Annotated in this window: 18 protein-coding genes; 11 read left to right on the forward strand and 7 right to left on the reverse strand. The window is 67.1% G+C overall.

From position 1 onward, the window contains the following. Positions 1 to 103: 103 nt before the first annotated feature. Positions 104 to 1,582 carry a type VII secretion protein EccB gene (eccB, locus tag OK17_RS14940; protein ID WP_461417924.1) on the forward strand — a complete coding sequence of 493 codons (1,479 nt, stop codon included), beginning with the start codon at positions 104 to 106 and terminating at the stop codon, positions 1,580 to 1,582. Between the two features lie 18 nt (positions 1,583 to 1,600). On the opposite strand, the gene hpxO is transcribed toward eccB, so the two are convergent. Together hpxO and OK17_RS14950 are read right to left on the reverse strand one after the other, a co-directional pair. Then, on the reverse strand, positions 1,601 to 2,761 hold the full coding sequence (gene hpxO, locus OK17_RS14945; protein ID WP_461417941.1) for an FAD-dependent urate hydroxylase HpxO: 1,161 nt from the start codon (positions 2,759 to 2,761) through the stop codon (positions 1,601 to 1,603). 125 nt (positions 2,762 to 2,886) lie between these two features. After that, positions 2,887 to 3,513 (reverse strand): TetR/AcrR family transcriptional regulator, encoded by a 627-nt coding sequence (locus OK17_RS14950; RefSeq protein WP_232717640.1) that lies wholly within the window; start codon positions 3,511 to 3,513, stop codon positions 2,887 to 2,889. A 111-nt stretch (positions 3,514 to 3,624) separates the two neighbouring features. Here OK17_RS14950 and OK17_RS14955 point away from each other — a divergent pair, with 111 nt between their 5' ends. From OK17_RS14955 to nrdF, 5 genes are all read left to right on the forward strand, one after another. Further along, complete coding sequence (locus OK17_RS14955) at positions 3,625 to 4,182, forward strand: NAD(P)H-dependent oxidoreductase (protein ID WP_461417925.1); 558 nt, start codon at positions 3,625 to 3,627, stop codon at positions 4,180 to 4,182. Positions 4,183 to 4,596: 414 nt separating this feature from the next. Then, complete coding sequence (locus OK17_RS14960; RefSeq protein WP_005198719.1) at positions 4,597 to 4,833, forward strand: redoxin NrdH; 237 nt, start codon at positions 4,597 to 4,599, stop codon at positions 4,831 to 4,833. 226 nt (positions 4,834 to 5,059) lie between these two features. Continuing rightward, positions 5,060 to 5,524, forward strand: coding sequence for a class Ib ribonucleoside-diphosphate reductase assembly flavoprotein NrdI (nrdI, locus tag OK17_RS14965; RefSeq protein WP_006865648.1), 465 nt, complete (start codon positions 5,060 to 5,062; stop codon positions 5,522 to 5,524). A gap of 99 nt (positions 5,525 to 5,623) precedes the next feature. Continuing rightward, a complete protein-coding gene (gene nrdE / locus OK17_RS14970) occupies positions 5,624 to 7,819 on the forward strand; it encodes a class 1b ribonucleoside-diphosphate reductase subunit alpha (protein WP_232717642.1) in 2,196 nt (731 codons plus the stop codon). A gap of 66 nt (positions 7,820 to 7,885) precedes the next feature. Next, positions 7,886 to 8,890 carry a class 1b ribonucleoside-diphosphate reductase subunit beta gene (gene nrdF / locus OK17_RS14975; protein ID WP_232717643.1) on the forward strand — a complete coding sequence of 335 codons (1,005 nt, stop codon included), beginning with the start codon at positions 7,886 to 7,888 and terminating at the stop codon, positions 8,888 to 8,890. Positions 8,891 to 8,937: 47 nt separating this feature from the next. On the opposite strand, the gene OK17_RS14980 is transcribed toward nrdF, so the two are convergent. Then, the gene (locus tag OK17_RS14980) at positions 8,938 to 9,747 is read right to left on the reverse strand and encodes an SWIM zinc finger family protein (RefSeq protein ID WP_461417926.1); all 810 of its coding nucleotides are present in this window, start codon (positions 9,745 to 9,747) and stop codon (positions 8,938 to 8,940) included. Further along, positions 9,744 to 12,731 carry a DEAD/DEAH box helicase gene (locus OK17_RS14985; RefSeq protein WP_461417927.1) on the reverse strand — a complete coding sequence of 996 codons (2,988 nt, stop codon included), beginning with the start codon at positions 12,729 to 12,731 and terminating at the stop codon, positions 9,744 to 9,746. The genes OK17_RS14980 and OK17_RS14985 overlap by 4 nt, the downstream gene beginning before the upstream one ends. Positions 12,732 to 12,852: 121 nt before the next feature. On the opposite strand from OK17_RS14985, the gene OK17_RS14990 reads away from it, so the two are divergent. Next, on the forward strand, positions 12,853 to 13,011 hold the full coding sequence (locus OK17_RS14990; RefSeq protein ID WP_232716096.1) for a hypothetical protein: 159 nt from the start codon (positions 12,853 to 12,855) through the stop codon (positions 13,009 to 13,011). A gap of 68 nt (positions 13,012 to 13,079) precedes the next feature. Here OK17_RS14990 and OK17_RS14995 read toward each other — a convergent pair whose 3' ends face one another. Together OK17_RS14995 and OK17_RS15000 are read right to left on the reverse strand one after the other, a co-directional pair. Further along, complete coding sequence (locus OK17_RS14995; RefSeq protein ID WP_232716097.1) at positions 13,080 to 13,568, reverse strand: beta-class carbonic anhydrase; 489 nt, start codon at positions 13,566 to 13,568, stop codon at positions 13,080 to 13,082. Positions 13,569 to 13,646: 78 nt separating this feature from the next. Continuing rightward, entirely contained in the window at positions 13,647 to 14,582 is a 936-nt protein-coding gene (locus tag OK17_RS15000) for an ABC transporter substrate-binding protein (protein WP_461417942.1), read from the reverse strand. Between the two features lie 379 nt (positions 14,583 to 14,961). On the opposite strand from OK17_RS15000, the gene ctaD reads away from it, so the two are divergent. Genes ctaD through OK17_RS15020 form a run of 4 tightly spaced genes read left to right on the forward strand, consistent with a single transcriptional unit; the run spans position 14,962 to position 19,291 of the window. Next, positions 14,962 to 16,746 (forward strand): aa3-type cytochrome oxidase subunit I, encoded by a 1,785-nt coding sequence (ctaD, locus tag OK17_RS15005; RefSeq protein WP_006359429.1) that lies wholly within the window; start codon positions 14,962 to 14,964, stop codon positions 16,744 to 16,746. Positions 16,747 to 16,749: 3 nt separating this feature from the next. After that, positions 16,750 to 17,991, forward strand: coding sequence for a phosphoserine phosphatase SerB (serB, locus tag OK17_RS15010; RefSeq protein ID WP_232716102.1), 1,242 nt, complete (start codon positions 16,750 to 16,752; stop codon positions 17,989 to 17,991). Between the two features lie 9 nt (positions 17,992 to 18,000). Then, positions 18,001 to 18,819: an aminoacyl-tRNA hydrolase gene (locus OK17_RS15015; protein WP_232716103.1), complete on the forward strand. Its 819-nt coding sequence runs from the start codon at positions 18,001 to 18,003 to the stop codon at positions 18,817 to 18,819. Positions 18,820 to 18,838: 19 nt separating this feature from the next. After that, a complete protein-coding gene (locus tag OK17_RS15020; protein ID WP_232716104.1) occupies positions 18,839 to 19,291 on the forward strand; it encodes a cupin domain-containing protein in 453 nt (150 codons plus the stop codon). A 15-nt stretch (positions 19,292 to 19,306) separates the two neighbouring features. Here the strand turns inward: OK17_RS15020 and OK17_RS15025 are convergent, their stop codons facing one another. Beyond that, positions 19,307 to 20,320 (reverse strand): LLM class flavin-dependent oxidoreductase, encoded by a 1,014-nt coding sequence (locus OK17_RS15025; RefSeq protein WP_232716163.1) that lies wholly within the window; start codon positions 20,318 to 20,320, stop codon positions 19,307 to 19,309. Between the last annotated feature and the right edge of the window lie 116 nt (positions 20,321 to 20,436).

A 20,436-nucleotide genomic window follows, 5' to 3' on the forward strand; every position in this document is an offset into this window, starting at 1 on the left:
TAGGCTACTACCGCGCGGCTGGGGGTACGCCGCAGGAGATCACAACCGGTCCACACCGACGCCCGTTCGCGGGCGCATGGGATCGGTGCGGACAGGGGGAGTCGTGGCACGTCAGCTGACGACCAAGGCTCAGGTCAACGGCTATCGTTTCCTGATCAAGCGGCTCGAGCACGCGCTCGTGCGCCGCGATGTGCGGATGCTGCACGACCCGATGCGGTCCCAGCTGCAGGCACTGGTGGTCGGAACCGTCCTCGGCCTGCTCGTCCTCGGCGGTTGCGGTGTGTACGGCCTCGTCCGTCCGCAGGGATCGGTCGGGGACGCCACCATCATCGTCAGCAAGAACAGCGGCAGCACCTACGTCCTCATCGAGGACACCCTGCATCCGGTGCTCAATCTCGCCTCGGCCCGCCTGATCACGGGGAGCTCCGAGAAGCCGGCGTCGGTGGCCGACTCCAAACTCGAGCCCTACCCGCGCGGCCCGCTGCTGGGCATCCCGGGTGCGCCTGCCTCGCTGCCGGGTTCGGCGCACAAGAGCACCTCGATGTGGACCGTGTGCGACTCGTCGACGGTCTCGTCGGACTCCGCGAGCGAGTCGATCCGACAGACGGTCATCGCCGACAAACCCGTGTTGGGGTCGTCGACCGTGGAGACCGCCCGTCCGGAGGACGCGGTGCTCGTCCGCACCGGCGACGAGACCTTCCTGATCTATCAGCTCTTCCGCGACGGGGCCTGGAGCCCGGTCCGGGCGGAAGTCGACACCGACAGCGCCCCCGTCATGCGTGCCCTCGGTCTCGACGGGGTGACACCGCGCCTGATGACCCCTGGCCTCCTCAACAGCTTCCCGCTCGTCGAACCGCTGAAGGTGCCCACCGTTCCGGGTGCCGGGCAACCGGGAGCGGTCGACTCGACGACCGTCGGTTCCGTCGTGAAGTCGGTCGACGTCGACGACGAGACGAGCTATCACGTCGTGCTCCGCGGCGGTGTGCAGGAGATAAGCGCCCCCGCCGCCGAGATCCTGCGTCTCGCCGATCGCGACGGCGCCGCACCCGTGAAGACGGTGGCACCCGGCGAGCTCGCCACCCTGAAGGTGGTGGACGAGTTACCGATCGGGGACTTCCCCCAGGTCAACCCGTCGATGCTCGGCCTGTCCGCCGATCCGACCCTGTGCCGCAGCTGGTCCCGCGGCGCCGACGAGCCGCGGGCCGAGACCGCGCTGTTGGCCGGCCGCGCACTTCCGCTGAAGTCCGACGCCCGGCCGGTACGACTGACGTCGGCCGACGGTGCCGGACCCGGTCTCGACGAGGTCTATCTGCCGCCGGGGTCGGGGGAGTACCTCCAGGTGACAGGCAATGAGGCCGACAGTGCCCGCACCGAATCGCTGTTCTACGTGAATGATTCGGGTGTGCGCTTCGGCATCCCGGACCTCGAGACGGGTGGGACCCTGGGCCTCGGTGACTCGCCTTCGCGTGCACCGTGGTCGGTGGTGTCGCTGCTCGCGCAGGGGCCGACGCTCTCCGCGGAAGCGGCGCTGGTCGCCCACGACGGTCTGAAGACGGTCGGCATCGACCCCGCCGGCGAATGATCCGGACGGGCCGGCGTCTCAGGACGTGAGCGGCCCGCCGACGATGTTCCCGACGATCCCGCGGATGATGTTGGTGCCGTCCTCGCCGCGCAGTTCGTCGTACCAGGCAGCTGTCTTCTCCGGATCCTTGCCGTGGGTCACGTCGCAGCGCTTGCGGGCGCGCAGTACGAGATCGCCGGCCCGCTCGGTGCGAGCGGCTTGATAGGCCGCCAGGGCTGCGAACGGGTCGTCGGGGTGGTCGCGGAACGCGAACTGCAAGGCGACTGCGTCCTCCATCGCCGAGCAGCCGCCCTGCCCGATGTCGGGGGTGGTGTTGTGTGCGGCGTCGCCGAGCACGGCGACGCGTCCCTTGACCCAGGTGTCGAACGGGTCGAGGTCGAGGATCTCGACCCGATTGGTGGTCGCGGGATCGAGCTTGCCGATGAGGGTCTGGACTCCCGGCGCCCAGTCGGCGAATTCCTCGGCGAGCACCTCGCGTGCGGTGCCCCGTTCGAACGGGACGCCCTCGGGCATAGGGACGTCGAAGAAGAAGTAGAAACGGTTGCCCGCCACCGGCATCACCGACACACGACGCGAATCGCCCACGTAGGTGGTCCATTCGGTGGCCGGACCGATGTTCTCATCCACCTCGACGAGTCCGTTGAAGTTGACGTATCCGGCGTAGCGGCGCTGGACCGGGCCGCCGAGCACGTACTCGCGGGTCAGCGACTTCGCCCCGTCGGCGCCGATCACGATGTCGGCGGAAGCGGTGGTGCCGTCGGCGAATTCGACGGTCGCGCGATCGGTGCCGTCGTGGACGGCCACCATCTTCTTGCCGAAGTGGATGTCGTCGTATCCATAGGCGTTCATCAACATCAGCTGCAGCTCGGCCCGCGCGATCGGGTAGGGGCGCTGGCCCACCTCGTCGATGAGCGGCAGCATGCTGAAGCGGCACATGGTGTCCCCGGTGAAGCCGTCGATGTAACTCATCGAGTCGACGATGCCGCCGAGTTCGGCGGTCTCCTTCTCCAGGCCGAGGTGGTTGAGACACTTGACGCCGTTGGACCACACCGAGATCGCCGCACCCACCGGCTTGTTCTCGGTCACCTGCTCGTAGACCTCGACGTCGACGCCGAGCTGCTCGAGGGCGATGGCCGCCGACATGCCGCCCATACCCGCGCCGACGATCACTGCCTTCACACTCACCACCGCTTTCTCGAGATCACCTGCCGACGCCGACGCTGTCGGCCCGACACCAGGCTAAGGGGCGACCGACAGCGGCGCGCGACGAAGTCACGGTGATGACGACGGCCGGTCGGTGGCGGTCAGTGCGAGCCGCGGGAGGTCACGAGCGCGGTGACCATCTCCTGCCACTGGGTGGTGATGGTCTCGAGATCGAGACCGACCTCGACCATCAGATAGCGCACCGATCCGGCGGCCAGCGGAGCCTGCACGGCCAGCGACATGAAGTCGAGCTCATCGGCGAACCCCAACTGCCGCAGCAGGATCTGAACGTGCTGCGTCGACGCGCGGCCCACCGGGTGGGTCATGAAGTCGTCACCGGCCGCCCCGGCCTCGAGGAGGATGTCGAGGTGGTCGCAGGTGAGTTTGAGGCGGGCCCGGCCGTAGGCCAGCAACCGGTCGAGCGGCGGCGCGCCGGGACCCAGCGGTTCGGGCCCGGACAGGTAGGCCTGCTGCATCTCCGATTCGGAGTGGTCGAGAAGCGCGAGCATGAGCCCGGTCCGGTTGCCGAAGCGGCGGAACACCGTGCCCTTGCCGACGCCGGCCTCGCGGGCGACCGCCTCCATGGTCACCGCGGCGGCGCCGTGGTGATCGATCAGGTTCTTGGCGGCAGCCAGCAACAGACGCCGATTGCGTGCGGCGTCGGCACGTTCGGTCCCCGAGGTGTTGAAGGAGATATGGAGCGGGGAGTGGTCTGGCCCGTTCGGCACGTGATGAGGGTAACTCTTTCCCCGGATCGGGAATCAATCGGACCCGGGTCCGGTTGCTGGCTTCGTATCCACCGCCCTCGCCGGGCCGGTGCCCTCGTCGAAAGGAATGACATGTCGGATCGAGTCGTCGAACTGGTAGCCCTCGTCGGAAGCCTGCGTGCTGCCTCCGTGAACCGTCAGCTGGCCCAGGTCGCTGCCGACAACGCCCCCGACGGAGTCCACGTCACCGTCGTCGACCATCTCGGTTCGCTGCCGTTCTACAGCGAGGACGTCGATGTCGAGGGCACCCTCGACGCCGGTGTGATCGCCCTGCGCGAGGCCGTCGCCAAGGCGGACGGCGTGCTGATCGCCACCCCCGAGTACAACGGCACCATCCCCGCCGCGCTGAAGAACGCCATCGACTGGCTCTCGCGCCCCTATGGCAACGGCGCCCTCAGCGGCAAGCCCGTCGCCGTCCTGTCCGCCGCGCTCGGCCAGTACGGCGGCCTGTGGACCCGCGAGGACACCCGTAAGTCGGTCGGCATCGCCGGTGGCCGCGCGATCGAGGAGGCCGACCTCGGTCTGCAGATCCCGGCGCTCCCCGAGGGCGGACTGGCCGATCCCGCGATCGTGGAGAAGGTCGTCGCCTCCGTCGCCCGCATCGTCGACGAGGTCGCCGTCAGCGCCTGATCCGTCTCCTCCGTTTCTTCGACGCCGCGCCGGGTACATACCCGGCGCGGCGTCGTCTTTTCGGACGTCCATATAGAGGTATGGCCACCAGGGCCTTGTGGACTGCCGGTGCACACCTTGTGGAGGACCCCTGGACAACCTGTGAGCGACACGCCGGAGGCAAGCGTGACACGCCGGAATTTATGATCCTGCACCCGCCCGACCTGCACGTCTTCCACCAATGTTATTCACAACCCCTTGTGGTGCCCAGAAATGTCAGCCACTAGGTGTAGTGTTTGCACTACCAGTCAGGCGGACAAGAGGAAGCGGATGTACTCCTCTGGAAACGCCAGGAAGACGGTGACCCAGATCACCATCTTCACGCTGGGAAACTGCACGTCACTGGCGTTCCAACGACCCGAGGAGAACCACTCGATGTCTTCCATCACCGTCTACACGAAGCCGGCATGTGTCCAGTGCAACGCCACCTACAAGGCCCTCGACAAGCAGGGTCTGTCCTACGAGATCGTCGACATCAGCCAGGACCCGGAAGCCCGTGACTACGTCATGGCGCTCGGCTACCTGCAGGCTCCGGTCGTCGTCGCCGGCGACGAGCACTGGTCGGGCTTCCGTCCCGACCGCATCAAGGCGCTCGCCACCGCTGCTGCCTGATCGCCCGCAGTCTGCCGTCACCATCGACCCCGACGCGGGTGTGATCCGAAGGGGAAGCCGGATCCGCCGCGTCGGGATGTGACAGCCGAGATGAATGTGGCCGTCGGCCCCGATGAGGGAAATGGTCACGACGGTTCCGGTGTTGGAACCACCAGGCGTCGGCGATCGCGGACGCAACGAACAATCGTCATCACAATCGGTCATCTCAGCAGGGTTGGAGGGAGATATGTCGGCCACCTCGCCGCTGATCGTCTACTTCTCCTCGGTCTCCGAGAACACCCACCGGTTCGTCGAGAAGCTGGACATGCGTTCCGTGCGCATCCCGCTGACCGGCGCAGCCGGTGAATTCGGTGTCGACGAGCCGTACGTGCTGGTCTGCCCGACCTACGGGGGAGGCAAGGCGACGGGGCAACCCGGCGGCTTCGTCCCCAAGCAGGTCATCCGCTTTCTCAACGACGAACACAACCGATCCCTGATCAGGGGGGTGATCGCGGCGGGCAACACGAACTTCGGTGAGGAGTTCTGCTACGCCGGCGACATCATCTCGCGTAAATGTCGCGTGCCCTACCTGTACCGATTCGAACTGATGGGCACCACCGACGACGTCGACCGCGTCCGCGCGGGACTGGCCGACTTCGCCCAGAGCCCGGCGTTCGCAGGTGGTGTGTCGCTGCACGCCACACCGGCCTGACGCCCCGCCCAGCGCGTCGCCACCGGACTGTCACACCCCGCCCATACTCTGCCCACGAGGCACTTGGTAAGCCCCCACTAACCGCAGGAGTCATCTGTCGTGTCGCCCACCGCCGCCGCCGTCTCGGACACCTCTTCAGCAAGCAAGTCGGGCGTGCATGCCGGCCCGTCGGGTCATGAACCCGGCGAGCTCGACTTCCATGCGCTCAACGCGATGCTCAACCTGTACGACGCGGACGGCAAGATCCAGTTCGACAAGGATCGCGAGGCCGCGCGTCAGTACTTCCTCCAGCACGTCAACCAGAACACCGTGTTCTTCCACGACCTCGACGAGAAGCTCGACTATCTCGTCGAGGAGAACTACTACGAGCCCGAGGTCCTCGACAAGTACGACCGCGAGTTCGTCAAGGGCCTGTTCAAGCACGCCTACGACAAGAAGTTCCGCTTCCCGACGTTCCTCGGCGCGTTCAAGTACTACACGAGCTACACGCTCAAGACCTTCGACGGCAAGCGCTACCTCGAACGCTTCGAGGACCGCGTCTGCATGGTGGCGCTGACGCTGGCCGACGGCGACACCGCCCTCGCCCGCAACCTGGTCGACGAGATCATCTCGGGCCGATTCCAGCCGGCCACCCCGACCTTCCTCAACTCGGGCAAGAAGCAGCGCGGCGAGCCGGTCTCGTGCTTCCTGCTCCGCATCGAGGACAACATGGAGTCGATCGGCCGCTCCATCAACTCGGCACTGCAGCTGTCCAAGCGCGGTGGCGGAGTTGCGTTGCTGCTCTCCAACATTCGCGAGCACGGCGCCCCGATCAAAAAGATCGAGAACCAGAGCTCGGGTGTCATCCCGATCATGAAGCTGCTCGAGGACTCCTTCTCCTACGCCAACCAGCTCGGTGCGCGCCAGGGCGCGGGCGCGGTCTACCTGCACGCCCACCACCCCGACATCTACCGCTTCCTCGACACCAAGCGCGAGAACGCGGACGAGAAGATCCGCATCAAGACGCTGTCGCTCGGCGTGGTCATCCCGGACATCACCTTCCAGCTGGCCAAGAACAACGACGACATGTACCTGTTCAGTCCGTACGACGTCGAACGCGTCTTCGGAGTGCCGTTCGCCGACGTCAACGTCACCGAGCGCTACCACGAGATGGTCGAGGATCGTCGTATCCGCAAGACCAAGATCAAGGCGCGCGAGTTCTTCCAGACCCTCGCCGAGCTGCAGTTCGAGTCGGGCTACCCGTACATCATGTTCGAGGACACGGTGAACCGGTCGAACCCGATCGACGGCAAGATCACCCACTCCAACCTGTGCTCGGAGATCCTGCAGGTCTCGACGGCGTCGACGTTCAACGACGACCTGTCCTACTCCCATGTGGGCAAGGACATCTCGTGCAACCTGGGGTCGCTGAACATCGCCAAGACGATGGACTCGCCCGACATCGGCCAGACCATCGAGACCGCCATCCGCGGACTCACCGCGGTGAGCGACCAGACCTCGATCACCTCGGTGCCGTCGATCGAGCACGGCAACAACAACTCTCACGCCATCGGCCTCGGCCAGATGAACCTGCACGGCTACCTGGCCCGCGAGCGCATCTTCTACGGCAGCGACGAGGGCATCGACTTCACGAACATCTACTTCTACACGGTGCTCTTCCACGCCCTCCGCGCGTCGAACCGCATCGCCCGTGAGCGCGGCCAGGCGTTCACCGGCTTCGAGAAGTCGAAGTACGCCTCGGGCGAGTTCTTCGACAAGTACACCAACAAGGTGTGGGAGCCGGAGACCCAGAAGGTGCGGGACATCTTCGGGCAGGCCGGGATTCACATCCCGACGCAGGACGACTGGCGTGAGCTGAAGGAGGCCGTCCAGCGCGACGGCATCTACAACCAGAACCTGCAGGCCGTCCCGCCGACCGGTTCGATCAGCTACATCAACCACTCGACCAGCTCGATCCACCCGGTCGCGGCCAAGATCGAGATCCGCAAGGAAGGCAAGATCGGTCGCGTCTACTACCCGGCGCCGTACATGACGAACGACAACCTGGAGTACTACCAGGATGCGTACGAGATCGGGTACGAGAAGATCATCGACACCTACGCCGCGGCGACGCAGCACGTCGACCAGGGCCTGAGCCTGACGCTGTTCTTCAAGGACACCGCGACCACGCGCGACGTCAACAAGGCGCAGATCTACGCATGGCGCAAGGGGATCAAGACGCTGTACTACATCCGCCTGCGTCAGATCGCGCTCGAGGGGACCGAGGTGGAGGGCTGCGTGTCATGCATGCTGTGACCCCCTGCGCCACCGCACCTATCAGCACTCCCGGCCCCCACACCCCCCGTTAGACGAGGAACAGTCATGACCTCCACCGAAAGCCACAGCCCCGCCGACGGCGCCCCCATCAAGCTGGTCAGCCGGGTCTCGGCGATCAACTGGAACCGCGTCCCCGACGAGAAGGACGCCGAGGTGTGGGATCGCCTCACCGGCAACTTCTGGCTGCCGGAGAAGGTGCCGGTGTCCAACGACATCCCGTCCTGGGGCACGCTGACCGCGTACGAGAAGCAGCTCACCATGCGGGTCTTCACCGGCCTGACGCTGCTCGACACCATCCAGGGCACGGTCGGTGCGGTGTCGCTGATCCCGGACGCCACCACTCCGCACGAGGAGGCGGTGCTCACCAACATCGCGTTCATGGAGTCGGTGCACGCCAAGTCCTACAGCTCGATCTTCTCGACCCTGTGCTCCACCAAGGAGATCGACGAGGCCTTCCGCTGGTCGGAGGAGAACGAGAACCTGCAGCGCAAGGCGCGCATCGTCATGGACTACTACCGTGGCGACGACCCGCTCAAGCGCAAGGTCGCCTCGACGCTGCTGGAGTCGTTCCTGTTCTACTCGGGCTTCTACCTGCCGATGTACTGGTCGAGCCGCGCCAAGCTCACCAACACCGCCGACCTGATCCGCCTCATCATCCGTGACGAGGCCGTCCACGGTTACTACATCGGTTACAAGTACCAGCGTGGCCTCGAGACCCAGACGCCGGAGCGTCGTCAGGAGCTCAAGGATTACACCTTCGAGCTGCTGTTCGAGCTGTACGACAACGAGAGCGACTACACAGAGGCGCTCTACGACGAGGTCGGGCTCACCGAGGACGTCAAGAAGTTCCTGCGCTACAACGCCAACAAGGCGCTGATGAACCTCGGCTACGAGGCGATGTTCCCGAAGGACGAGACCGACGTGAACCCGGCGATCCTGTCGGCACTGTCGCCGAACGCCGACGAGAACCACGACTTCTTCTCGGGATCGGGTAGCTCGTACGTGATCGGCAAGGCCGTCAACACCGAAGACGAGGACTGGGACTTCTAGTCCACAGCCGTTTTATAGCCCGGAGCCGCGCTCAGCGCGGTTTCGGGCTATAGATCTGTGGCGGTCAGGCGGTCGTAGAGATCGCCGAGTTCGTCGATGGCCTCGGCGATGTCGGCCGGCGCGACACCCGTGGCGCGCAGCGCGGCACGGAGATCCGAACCGTCGAGCGCGGTGAGCGGATTCATCCGCGGAACCGTCGGAAGCGGCGGCAGCGTGGACGCGGTGCCGTAGAAGTCGTCGGGGCGCAGCGTCCCCGACGACGAGTCGGCCTCGGCGACGGGGGATTGCGCAGGCCGCGAGTCGATCTCGGCGAGCAGGTCACGCAGATCGGTACCCATCACCGTCAGCAGCGTCAGCGGCGACCGGTCGATCTCGGCAGCGATCTCGTAGCTGGTGACAAGGGCATGGACGCACCGTGGGGCCTCGTCGGGGCAGGTGCAGTCGGTCGCGACGTCAGCGGATTCGGTGGGTACGAGCAGTTCACCGAGGATCGGCGGCTGTTCTCCGCGGGTGAGCCGCATGAGTTCCTCGACGCCGCCGCGGTCGCGGAGCAGCCCGGCCAGCGTCGGGGTGTCGACGGTGCGGGTGGTGATGATGACGTCGAACGGTTCGAGCTGGGTGCCCTCGACCGACGCCGTCACCTGGCCCGCACCGATCCGGAGTCCGCGCACATGCCGGTCGCGGAAGTACCTGCGCGCCTTGGTGACATGCCGGCTGTCGGCGACCGCCTCGCCGTCGGCGCCGCGACCCTCGACCACGTCGACGAACGCCCGCGACCACGGTGTGAGGCCGTACCCGCGGACGGCGATGGTGCCGCGTTCGCCCTTGCGCTGGGTGCCCTTCTTGCGGACGGTCATTCGCTCACCGCCTCCTCGCGGAGGCGGAACAGATCGAAGAGTTCGTCATCGGCGAGGTCGGACACCCAGTTCTCGCCGGCGGCGACGGTGAGCCGAGACAGTTCGCGCTTCTTGGCGATCATGTCGTCGATCCGTTCCTCGATGGTGCCGACGCAGACGAACCGGTGCACGGACACCTTCTGGTTCTGGCCGATGCGGTAGGCGCGGTCGGTGGCCTGGTCCTCGACGGCGGGATTCCACCAACGGTCCACGTGGATGACGTGGTTGGCCGCCGTGAGGTTGAGGCCGGTACCGCCCGCCTTGAGGGTCGCCAGCATCACCGGGGGACCGTCGTCGGACTGGAAGCCGGCGACCATGCGATCGCGTTCCGTGCGGCCGAGTCCGCCGTGGAGCAACGGGATCTCGGTGCCGAACTGTTCGGCGAGCCAACCCGACAGCATCTCGCCGAACGCCGCGAACTGGGTGAAAACGAGTGCGCGGTCACCCTCGTCGGCGACGGTGGAGACGATGTCGGCCAGCAATTCGACCTTGCCCGAGCGGTGTTCGCCGTCGCGGATGAGGTCGGTGCCGTCGCCGAGGTAGTGCGCCGGGTGGTTGCACACCTGCTTGAGTCGGGTGAGTGCGGCCAGCACGTTGCGACGTCGCAGGGTGCGTTGCTGTTTGTCGCGCAGCGCGGCCATGAGTTCGTCGATGACCGCACGGTAGAGGGCGGCCTGCTCGACGGTGAGGTTGGCGCGCACCGCGAAATCCGCCTTCTCCGGCAGATCGGCGGCGATGGCGGGGTCGGTCTTCTCGCGGCGCAGGATGAACGGCCGGGTGATCGCGGAGAGGCGTCGGAGGGCACCGGGGTCGCGGTCGCGTTCGATGGGTTCGGCATATCGGGCACGGAACACCGACGCCGACCCCAGCAGTCCGGGGTTCACCAGGTCGATCACCGCGCGCAGGTCCTCGAGGCGGTTCTCCACCGGGGTGCCGGTCAGCGCGAGGCGTCGGTCGGCGGGGATGTTCCGGATGGCCTTGGAGGCAATCGTGTTGACGTTCTTGAGGTGTTGGGCCTCGTCGACGACGACGCGGTGCCAGGGATGTTCGGAGAGCAGTTCGAGATCGCGGCCGGCGATCGCGAAGGTCGTGATCACCACGTCGACGGAGTTCCGGATCGCGGTGAAGGCGGCTCCCGATGCCCGCGAGGGGCCGTGGTGGATCGCCACCCGCAGCGTGGGCGCGAAACGTGCGAACTCACGAGACCAGTTGCCGACCAGCGACATCGGGCAGACCACCAGGGTGGGTCCGGGGGTGTCGTCGACCACATTTCGCTCGTGGCACTCGAGTGCGATCACCTGCAGCGTCTTGCCCAGTCCCATGTCGTCGGCGAGTACTCCTCCGACGCCCAGATTCGACAGATGTGCCAGCCAGTCCAGACCCCGCTGCTGATAGGGGCGCAGCACGGCCTCCAGATCGGCTGGGGGAGTGACGGGCTCGGGTCGGATGGCGCCCCCTTCGGCGACGTCGTCGAGCCACGAGAGTCCTTCGACCCGGGTTACCGGGACCGGGAGCTTGTCGGCCTCGCCCGTCACCAGGCCGAACAGTTCGCCGAAGTCTGCGGGCGGTTGGGATGCGGCGAGCGCCCGCTGGGTTGCCACGAATGCGGCGGCGCGCGTCAGCGCCGATCCCTCGGCGCGAACCCACACGCCGCGTACCCGGACGAGATCGCCCTTCTGCCCGGACAACTCGTCGAGGTCGGCGTCGGTCAGGGTGATGGCGTCGGAAGTGTCACCCAGAGCCAGGCGCCATTCGAACTCGCGGATCTCGCGGAGTCCGACCATCGCCGCCGGTGCGCCGCCACCAGGTGGGGGCAGTGCGCGCAGGGTGAGGCTTGGTCGGACCTCGGCGATGGTGCGGGGGAGCAGCACCGGGATGCCGGCGGCGCCGAGAGCGGCGGCGCCGGTGGCGAACAGCTCGGCGGCGACGTCGGTGGGGAGCATGAAGTCGAGGGAGCCGCGATCCGGGTCGGCCCGGTCGAGTTCGGGGAACTCGCGTACCGCGGTGGCCAGCGCCGTGGTCAGCTCGTCGAGCTCGTGGGCGTCGAGACGATGAGGCGCCACCGGTTCGATCTGACCGTCGATGCTGCGCCGGCAGACCTCGAGTCGCCACCGGGAGGCGTCGGCGACGTCGTCGCGGGTCGGCAGGTCGAAGGAGTCGTCGTCCCACGCGTCGTCCCAGTGGGACTCGGCGAGGTCGTCGTACTCGGGTTCGTGGAGACGGAAGATGAGGGACTGGTCGTCCCGCGGCACCCCGGCATTCCACCGGGACCAGCTCCCCACGGCGGCCGCGAGTCGCTCGGGGGAACAGGGCGGGCCGGCGTCGGTGCCGGGCAGCAGCGCTCGGACCACCGGCGACGCCGGACGCGGCTCGCCGAGCCGGGGGACGGAGCGGGCGATCGTGGTGCGGCACTCGTGGTCGACGAGCTCGGCGAGGAAGTCGTCCAGCGCGGCGTGGGAGCCGTTGTGCAGCAGAGAGTCCGGAGCGCTCCCCAGGACGACGGCATGCCAGCTGCGCCACGTCGGCGTCGGGATGACGACCCAGCGGAGCAACCATTCGCCCGCAACCTGCTCGACCGACGGTGCCACCGAGCCGGCGGCGACGAATGATCGCACGCCGTCGAGCAGATACCGGTACCACCGGACGTCACCGGTGACCGTCACCGACCGCGAGACGTCGAGCAGGGACACCGCAGAGGTCAGGCCGAGCGTCGCAGCACGGACGAACTGCCGTCGGTTGCCCTCGCCGACGATCGGGATCTCGCTGCGGAACCGGCGGCCGGACAGGGCGTCACGGAGCGGCTCCGGCAGGTCGGCCGGTTCGCCGTCGACCCACACGGCCATACCCACACCGGGTCGCCACAGGGCGTGAAGCGGTGCGAGGGAACGAGGCGTCGGGGCGGAGTCCGGGGGAGTCGGCCCACTGAGCTGCGATTCTGATGGCATCGAGGATCGCCCGCCAGTCTAACGACGGCCCCCGACACGGCGGTTTCCCCGTCGATCGTCGCGGGTAAGGGAGAAGATCGATTCGCAGGCACAGCGGCATCACGAGTGCGAGGAGGCACCGATGGGACAGTCGAAGGACCAGCAGGCCGAACATGACGAGGGCACTGCCGAGGTTCGCAAGGACCCGCCCGGCCCCAAGGACCACGGACGTGAGGGCGGCATGGCGACCCGGGAGAACGCGCCCGACGCGGTGAAGCGCTCGGACGACTCCGGGGCCTGACGAGAAGCGACTGACCGGATACGCAGCAGTGCGCGTACCCGGTCAGTTCTGTCTACAGATCAGAAAGGTCAAGAGACCTCGCGGAGAAGACCGGTCGCGACGTCGAAGACGAACCCGCGCAGCGAGCTGGTCTTGGTGATGTACGGGCTGTTCTTGATGCGGTTGAGCGACTGGCGCACGTCCTCGTCGAGGTCGCTGAACGCCTCGGCGGCCCATTCCGGCTTCTGACCGATCTCGGCCTGGATGTCGCGCTTGAAGTCGTCGTCGGTGAAGGTGAGCATTCCGCAGTCGGTGTGGTGGATCAGGACGATCTCGGTGGTTCCGAGAAGGCGCTGACTGATCGCGAGAGAGCGGATCTCGTCGGCGGTGACGACGCCGCCGGCATTGCGGATCACGTGGGCCTCGCCCTCGTTGATGCCGAGGGCGCGATAGACGTCGAGGCGGGCGTCCATGCACGCGACGATGGCGATGTGCTTGCTCGGCGGGAGAGGCAGCGGGCCGTTGAACGATTTGGCGTATTCGGCGTTGTTGGCCAGGTACTGATCGGTGACAGTCATGCGCAAACAGTGATGGGTTGCGGTGTCCTAGGCGAGGGTTTGACCTGCGCTGATCCAAACGGTGGACGCGGGGGCGACTCAGGAGTTCCCGTCGAGCGAACCCTTGACGTCGTTGAGGACCAGCCAGGCGGCGGCGAGGCCGGAGGAGTCGTACCAGACGGCGTCGTCGACGGCGAGGACGCGCTTCCACATCGAGGCGCCGAGGCCCAGCCACTCGTCGCTGAGCAGAACTTCTTCGCCGTGCTGCTGGCCCTTCTCGCCCTCGAAGCTCACATAGATGAGGTCACCTTCGGCCTCGCGGAAGTTCTCGGACGTGACGGGGAAGGAGTCGGGGACCCGTTGCGGAGCGGGTCGCTGCACGCCGATCTCGCCGAGGATCTGGCCGGCGAAAGTGTCCATGCCGGCGATGGTCTCCGAGTCCTCGCCGAACCGGACCAGCGACACCTGGGTGTGCGAGGCGTCCATGCGCCTGCCGGTCTTGGCGGCCTCTGTGGTGAACTCGGCCAGACGCTGACGGCCGGCCTCGCTGCGGTCGACCGCGTCGGCCACCGCCTGGAACTGTTCCTGCCAGTCGCCGGCCGGGATGGTCACCGAGCGGACATCGCGGAAGGTCTTCGACGCCGCAACGGTCTCGGGCGTCGTGAGGACGAGGTCGGCGTCGGCCTCCGCAACCGTAGCGGCGTCGGGGGTGGCCCCGATCGCCGGTACGGACGTCAGTTGCGGCCCGAGGTACGCGGGCACCGAGCCGGGAGCGGCGGTCACAGCGGCCACCTTGTCGCCCATGCCGAGAGCACACAGTGCGTCGAGGAGCGTCGGATCGGTCACGACGATCCGGGCGGCGTCGGTGGTGCCGGATTCGGCGGTCGTGGGCGCGAGACATGTCTTCGAGAAGTCGCGCTCGGGGGAGACGATGTTGACCTCCGCGACGCGCGTGACGGTGGTCGAGATGGGGGAGCCGTCGGGAGTGGTCAGCTGCTCGTCACTCGAGCACGCCGCTGCAGCGACGACGACCATGCCGAGGGCCGCTGCTGCCCAGACGCGCCGGCGACCCCGAACACGACGAACACGTACATCCGTGACCCCGTTACCCCTGCTCTGCACCCGCCCAACCTAGCACCGGCGCCGAGGCGTCGAGCGTAGGCTTCTACGGGGCCGCGAGACCGTCGGTCGCAGACGCCGCCGAGGGTGTCCCGAACACGCGGCGCGTCGACGAGGAAAAGGGTTTGAGCACCACCGATGTGGTGTGTCGGGCGTCGAATACGACAGATCGTAGGACCCGCTCGGCCCGGGCGTCGGGAAGGGTTTAGGATCAGTACTCAGCGCTCGGTTTGTGTTCATGTGCCGACCGACGTTCGAAGGGGTTCGACGTCGAGCTCGCGCAAGAGGAGGATCTGTGACCGCGGTAGACCAACCCACCACGCAAGTGGCTCCAGTGCGACCATTCCCGGAGCGCTATCAGCCCAAGGGTTCGTTCATCTACAAGCTGTTGACGACGACCGATCACAAGCTGATCGGCATGATGTACATCACTGCATGTTTCGCGTTCTTCCTCATCGGCGGCCTGATGGCCCTGCTGATGCGTGGTGAGCTCGCGGCTCCGGGCATGCAGTTCCTGTCGACAGAGCAGTTCAACCAGCTCTTCACGATGCACGGCACCGTGATGCTGCTGATGTACGCGACCCCGATCGTCATCGGCTTCGCCAACTTCGTGTTGCCGCTGCAGATCGGTTCGCCCGACGTCGCCTTCCCGCGACTGAACGCACTCGGCTTCTGGCTGTTCGTCTTCGGTTCGACCATCGCCATCGCCGGCTTCATCACCCCGGGCGGTGCCGCCGACTTCGGTTGGACGGCGTACACGCCGCTGACCGACGCCGTACACAGCCCCGGCCTCGGTGCCGACCTGTGGATCATGGGTCTGGGTGTGTCCGGTCTGGGCACCATCCTCGGCGCGGTCAACATGGTCACCACCGTGGTCTGCCTCCGTGCACCCGGTATGACGATGTTCCGCATGCCGATCTTCACCTGGAACATCCTGGTGACCAGCGTGCTCATCCTGCTGATCTTCCCGCTGCTGACCGCTGCCCTGATGGGCCTCGAGGTCGACCGCCAGTTCGGCGCCCACATCTACGACCCGGCCAACGGCGGTGTCATCCTGTGGCAGCACCTGTTCTGGTTCTTCGGACACCCCGAGGTGTACGTCATCGCGCTGCCGTTCTTCGGCATCGTCTCGGAGGTCTTCCCGGTCTTCTCGCGTAAGCCGATCTTCGGATACTCGGGCCTGATCTACGCGACCCTGGCCATCGCCGCCCTGTCGGCCGCGGTGTGGGCGCACCACATGTACGTCACCGGCGCCGTGCTGCTGCCGTTCTTCTCCTTCATGACGTTCCTGATCGCGGTTCCGACCGGCGTGAAGTTCTTCAACTGGATCGGAACGATGTGGCGAGGTCACATCACGTTCGAGACGCCGATGCTGTTCTCCGTCGGCTTCATCGTGACCTTCCTCTTCGGTGGTCTGACCGGCGTCCTGCTCGCGAGCCCGCCGCTGGACTTCCACCTGTCCGACAGCTACTTCGTGGTCGCGCACTTCCACTACGTGCTCTTCGGAACCATCGTGTTCGCCACCTACGCCGGCATCTACTTCTGGTTCCCGAAGATGACCGGACGCATGCTCGACGAGCGCCTCGGCAAGATCCACTTCTGGCTGACGTTCATCGGCTTCCACATGACGTTCCTGGTGCAGCACTGGCTGGGCAACGAGGGCATGCCGCGTCGCTACGCCGACTACCTGCCGTCGGACGGCTTCACCACGCTGAACACCATCTCGACCATCGGTGCGTTCATCCTCGGCCTGTCGACCCTGCCGTTCCTGTGGAACGTCTTCCGCAGCTACCGCTACGGCGAGGTCGTAACCGTCGACGATCCGTGGGGCTTCGGCAACTCCCTGGAGTGGGCGACCTCGTCGCCGCCGCCGCGCCACAACTTCACCGAGCTGCCCCGCATCCGTTCGGAGCGTCCGGCCTTCGAGCTGCACTACCCGCACATGATCGAGCGGATGCGTGCCGAGGCTCATGTCGGCCCGGGTCACGACGCGGGCAAGGATCGCCAGATGGAAGAGGCTCGTCGCGAGCCGTTCACCGTGGGATCGCACGAGGGATCGCCTGATCCCGATCCGCGCTGACCGGTGGGCAACGACTCAACAGGCACTACCGGTACGACCGTTCTCTTCACTGTCACCGGTCCCGACCGGCCAGGTGTCACCTCTGTTCTCATGGGTGCCCTGGCCGGTCAGGCCGTGGCACTGCTCGACGTCGAGCAGGTGGTCATCCGCGGTCAGCTGACGCTCGGCGTGCTCGTCTCCGCGAACGGAGATCCCGAGACGCTGCAGGAGATCGTCGAGCAGGCGATGGCCTCCATCGGCTTCGACGTGCGGGTGGAGATCGGTGTCGATTCGGGTAGCCGTTCGACCTCGTCTCATGCCGTCGTGATCCTGGGCAGTCCGGTCACGGCCACCGCCTTCAGCGCGGTCGCCGCGAAACTCGCCGGTCAGGGCGGAAACATCGACTCGATCCGCGGTATCGCCGACTATCCGCTCACCGGCCTCGAACTGATGGTCAGCGTGGCCGGACGCGGCGGGGTGGCCGCCGACGCGGCCCTGCGCAAGGGTCTCGCCGAGGTCGCCGCGAAGCACTCGGTCGACATCGCCGTCGAACGCGGTGGTCTGGCCCGACGTGCCAAGCGCCTCATCGTCTTCGACGTCGACTCCACCCTCATCCAGGGTGAGGTCATCGAGATGCTCGCCGCGAAGGCCGGCCGCGAGGCCGAGGTCGCGGCGGTCACCGAAGCCGCCATGCGCGGTGAACTCGACTTCGAGCAGTCGCTGCATCAGCGCGTCGCGGCCCTCGCCGGGCTTGACGCCGGGGTCATCGACGACGTCGCGAAGTCCCTGCAGCTCACTCCTGGTGCGCGCACCACGATCCGCACGCTGCATCGGCTCGGTTTCCACTGCGGCCTGGTGTCCGGCGGATTCCGGCAGGTCATCGACGGGCTGGCCCACGAACTCGAACTCGACTTCGTGCGCGCGAACACCCTCGAGATCGTCGACGGCAAGCTCACCGGACGTGTGATCGGCGAGATCGTCGACCGGACCGGCAAGGCGCATGCGCTCCGCTCCTTCGCCGATCAGGTCGGTGTGCCGATGGAGCAGACGATCGCCGTCGGCGACGGTGCCAACGACATCGACATGCTCAGCGTCGCTGGACTCGGCATCGCCTTCAACGCGAAGCCCGCGTTGCGAGAGGTCGCCGACGCGACGCTCAACCATCCGTTCCTCGACGCCGTGCTGTTCATCCTCGGCGTCTCACGCGACGAGATCGAGGCCGCGGACGCCGCCGACGGCGTGTACCGGCGGGTCCCGCTCGGCTGACGTGTGGACATGTCGGACAGCGCTGACGTCACGGGTTCGCCGGTGCCGCCCGACGCCGTGACCGGGGAACCCGACAATTCGACGCGGCCACCCGTCACCCCCGATGCAGTGGTGACGAACCATCGACGCCTCGTCGGATACGTCGGTGGCGGTGAGGATCCCGAGGACCCGGCCGACGTCCTGGCGATGGCGATGGTACTGCGCATCGAGAAATCCGATCCGCCGAATCGCACCGATCTGCTGACCGCGGCCGCGCGGGCCGTCGCACTGCTGTGTCTCGACGACCGCGCAGCCGGAGACGGGCCGTGGGCGAAGCCGATGGACGACTGGTGCAACGCGCGAATCCGCAAGATCGCCCGCCGTGCGCGTGGGGCGCAATGGGCTGCGGCGCAAGAGGTGTGGGGCGTGACCGCCACCGAGGGCGACGCCGAGGCGCGTGCGTTCGTACCCGGCCGCGTCGGCGATCTCGACCGTCGGGTGAAGAAGCTGCAGATCGGCGGCACCGAGGTCGACGGCGCACCGCGCACAGAGAAGCCAGATCACGGCGTGGTGCTGTGGACCAATCCCGGACTCGACATGACCGTCGGCAAGCTCGCCGCACAGGTCGGGCACGCTTCGATGCTCGCCGCGAAGTTGCTCGACGCCGACGAGGCGATCCGGTGGCGGCTCGACGAGTGTCCGCTGGCGGTGCGTGAGGCCACCCCAGAACGGTGGCGGGATCTGCTCGACGCCGATGCCGCCGGAACCGCGGTCGCGGTCCGCGACGCCGGCTTCACCGAGATCGCGCCCGGTTCGGTCACCGTCATCGCCGAGGTCGTCGGGAACTGATCACGAGACAGGGGAGCAGATGAGCGCTAGCGAGCTACCGGACTGGGCGAAAAGCCTTGACCTGCAACCGCACCCGGAGGGTGGCTGGTTCCGCGAGACCTGGCGCAGCGAGGTGGGTCTGCCGAACGCGGTGCTCCCGGCCGGTTACACCGGTGACCGGGCGGCCGGGACCGCCATCTACTTCGTTCTGATGCCCGGCCAACAGTCGGCCTGGCGCACCGTACGCAGCTCGGAGATCTGGCTGCACCACCGCGGGGCGCCGGTCCAACTCGATCTCGGCGGCGACGGCGAGGCCCCCGGCGACCCGACCCCGATCATCGTCGGGCCCGACATCGAGGCCGGACAGCATCCGCAGGCGCTGGTGCCGCCCGGCGTGTGGCAGCGTGCCCGCCCCGTCGGCGACGAGGCGGCTCTGGTCAGCTGCGTCGTCGTGCCAGGCTTCGACTTCGCGGACTTCCGGCTCGAGGACTGAGGCCCGCCGCCGGGATCAACTGCCCACGGCGACCGGTGAATTCGCCGGGGCGAGGTGTCCGAGCGTGCTCATCCAGACATCGCGGCTCGGCGCCAGCGACGCGACGATCAGCTCGTCGGCGTCGGCATGCCCGGCGAACCAGCTCAGGTACTGGCGCACCTCGTCGGGTGTTCCGATGCCGGCATAGGTGAGCATCTCGTCGATCTGGCGCCCCTGGGGCATCGACAGGACGGCGTCGGCCTCCTCGTCGGTGAAGGTCCGGCCGCGTCCGTACAGAAGTGAGACACGGTTGCGTCGGGCGATCTGCAACTGCTGCTGCGCTACGTCCGGGTCGTCGTCGGCGATCACGCCGACACCGGCGATCACATACGGCTCGGCGAGGACCTCCGACGGCCGGAACTCGCGGCGGTACAACTCGACTGCCTGCGTGAGGGCCTGCGGTGCGAAGTGGGACGCGAAGGCGTAGGGGAGTCCGAGGGCGGCAGCGAGCTGTGCGCCGAACAGCGACGAACCAAGGATGTAGAGAGGGACGTGGGTCCCGGCACCCGGGGTCGCACGGACCCCTTCGATGCGTGATTCGTCGCCGAGGAACGCCTGCAGCTCGAGCACGTCGTGGGGGAAACGCTCGGCCGAGGCGTGCGTCCGACGCAGTGCCTGGAAGGTCTGCTGGTCGCTGCCCGGCGCGCGGCCGAGTCCGAGGTCGATGCGGCCGGGATGCAGCTCGGCGAGGGTGCCGAACTGCTCGGCGATGGTGAGCGGGGCGTGGTTGGGCAGCATGACGCCGCCGGCACCCAGGCGGATGGTCGAGGTGTGGGCGGCGATGTGCGCGATGAGCACAGCAGGCGCCGACGACGCGATCGCCGACATGTTGTGGTGTTCGGCGTACCAGATCCGCTTGTATCCCCACTTCTCCGCGTTCTGCGCGAGATCGACACTGGCGGCAAGGCTTTCCGCGACGGTCTCGTCGCGGCCGACGGTGGCGAGATCCAGGATGGACAGAGGAAGGTTTTGAGCGGTCACGTAGTCCATCAACCCGCCGGACGGGTCGGAGTATTCCCGCCCGGTCCCTTCGACGCAGCTCACACCGGCCGTCCCCGACACGGCTCATCCGAACCGGTCGAACGCCCGGGCGTGAGGCAGGATAG

This window comes from Gordonia sp. GN26, assembly GCF_054823965.1.

Excerpts from the sequence above, each read along its gene's own strand:
- OK17_RS14955 (WP_461417925.1), top strand. The coding sequence starts at position 3,625 with ATGTCGGATCGAGTCGTCGAACTGGTAGCCCTCGTCGGAAGCCTGCGT.
- OK17_RS14960 (WP_005198719.1), top strand. The coding sequence starts at position 4,597 with ATGTCTTCCATCACCGTCTACACGAAGCCGGCATGTGTCCAGTGCAAC.
- nrdI (WP_006865648.1), top strand. The coding sequence starts at position 5,060 with ATGTCGGCCACCTCGCCGCTGATCGTCTACTTCTCCTCGGTCTCCGAG.
- nrdF (WP_232717643.1), top strand. The coding sequence starts at position 7,886 with ATGACCTCCACCGAAAGCCACAGCCCCGCCGACGGCGCCCCCATCAAG.
- OK17_RS14980 (WP_461417926.1), bottom strand. The coding sequence starts at position 9,747 with ATGACCGTCCGCAAGAAGGGCACCCAGCGCAAGGGCGAACGCGGCACC.
- OK17_RS14985 (WP_461417927.1), bottom strand. The coding sequence starts at position 12,731 with ATGCCATCAGAATCGCAGCTCAGTGGGCCGACTCCCCCGGACTCCGCC.
- OK17_RS14990 (WP_232716096.1), top strand. The coding sequence starts at position 12,853 with ATGGGACAGTCGAAGGACCAGCAGGCCGAACATGACGAGGGCACTGCC.
- OK17_RS14995 (WP_232716097.1), bottom strand. The coding sequence starts at position 13,568 with ATGACTGTCACCGATCAGTACCTGGCCAACAACGCCGAATACGCCAAA.
- OK17_RS15000 (WP_461417942.1), bottom strand. The coding sequence starts at position 14,582 with ATGGTCGTCGTCGCTGCAGCGGCGTGCTCGAGTGACGAGCAGCTGACC.
- OK17_RS15015 (WP_232716103.1), top strand. The coding sequence starts at position 18,001 with ATGTCGGACAGCGCTGACGTCACGGGTTCGCCGGTGCCGCCCGACGCC.
- OK17_RS15020 (WP_232716104.1), top strand. The coding sequence starts at position 18,839 with ATGAGCGCTAGCGAGCTACCGGACTGGGCGAAAAGCCTTGACCTGCAA.
- OK17_RS15025 (WP_232716163.1), bottom strand. The coding sequence starts at position 20,320 with ATGGACTACGTGACCGCTCAAAACCTTCCTCTGTCCATCCTGGATCTC.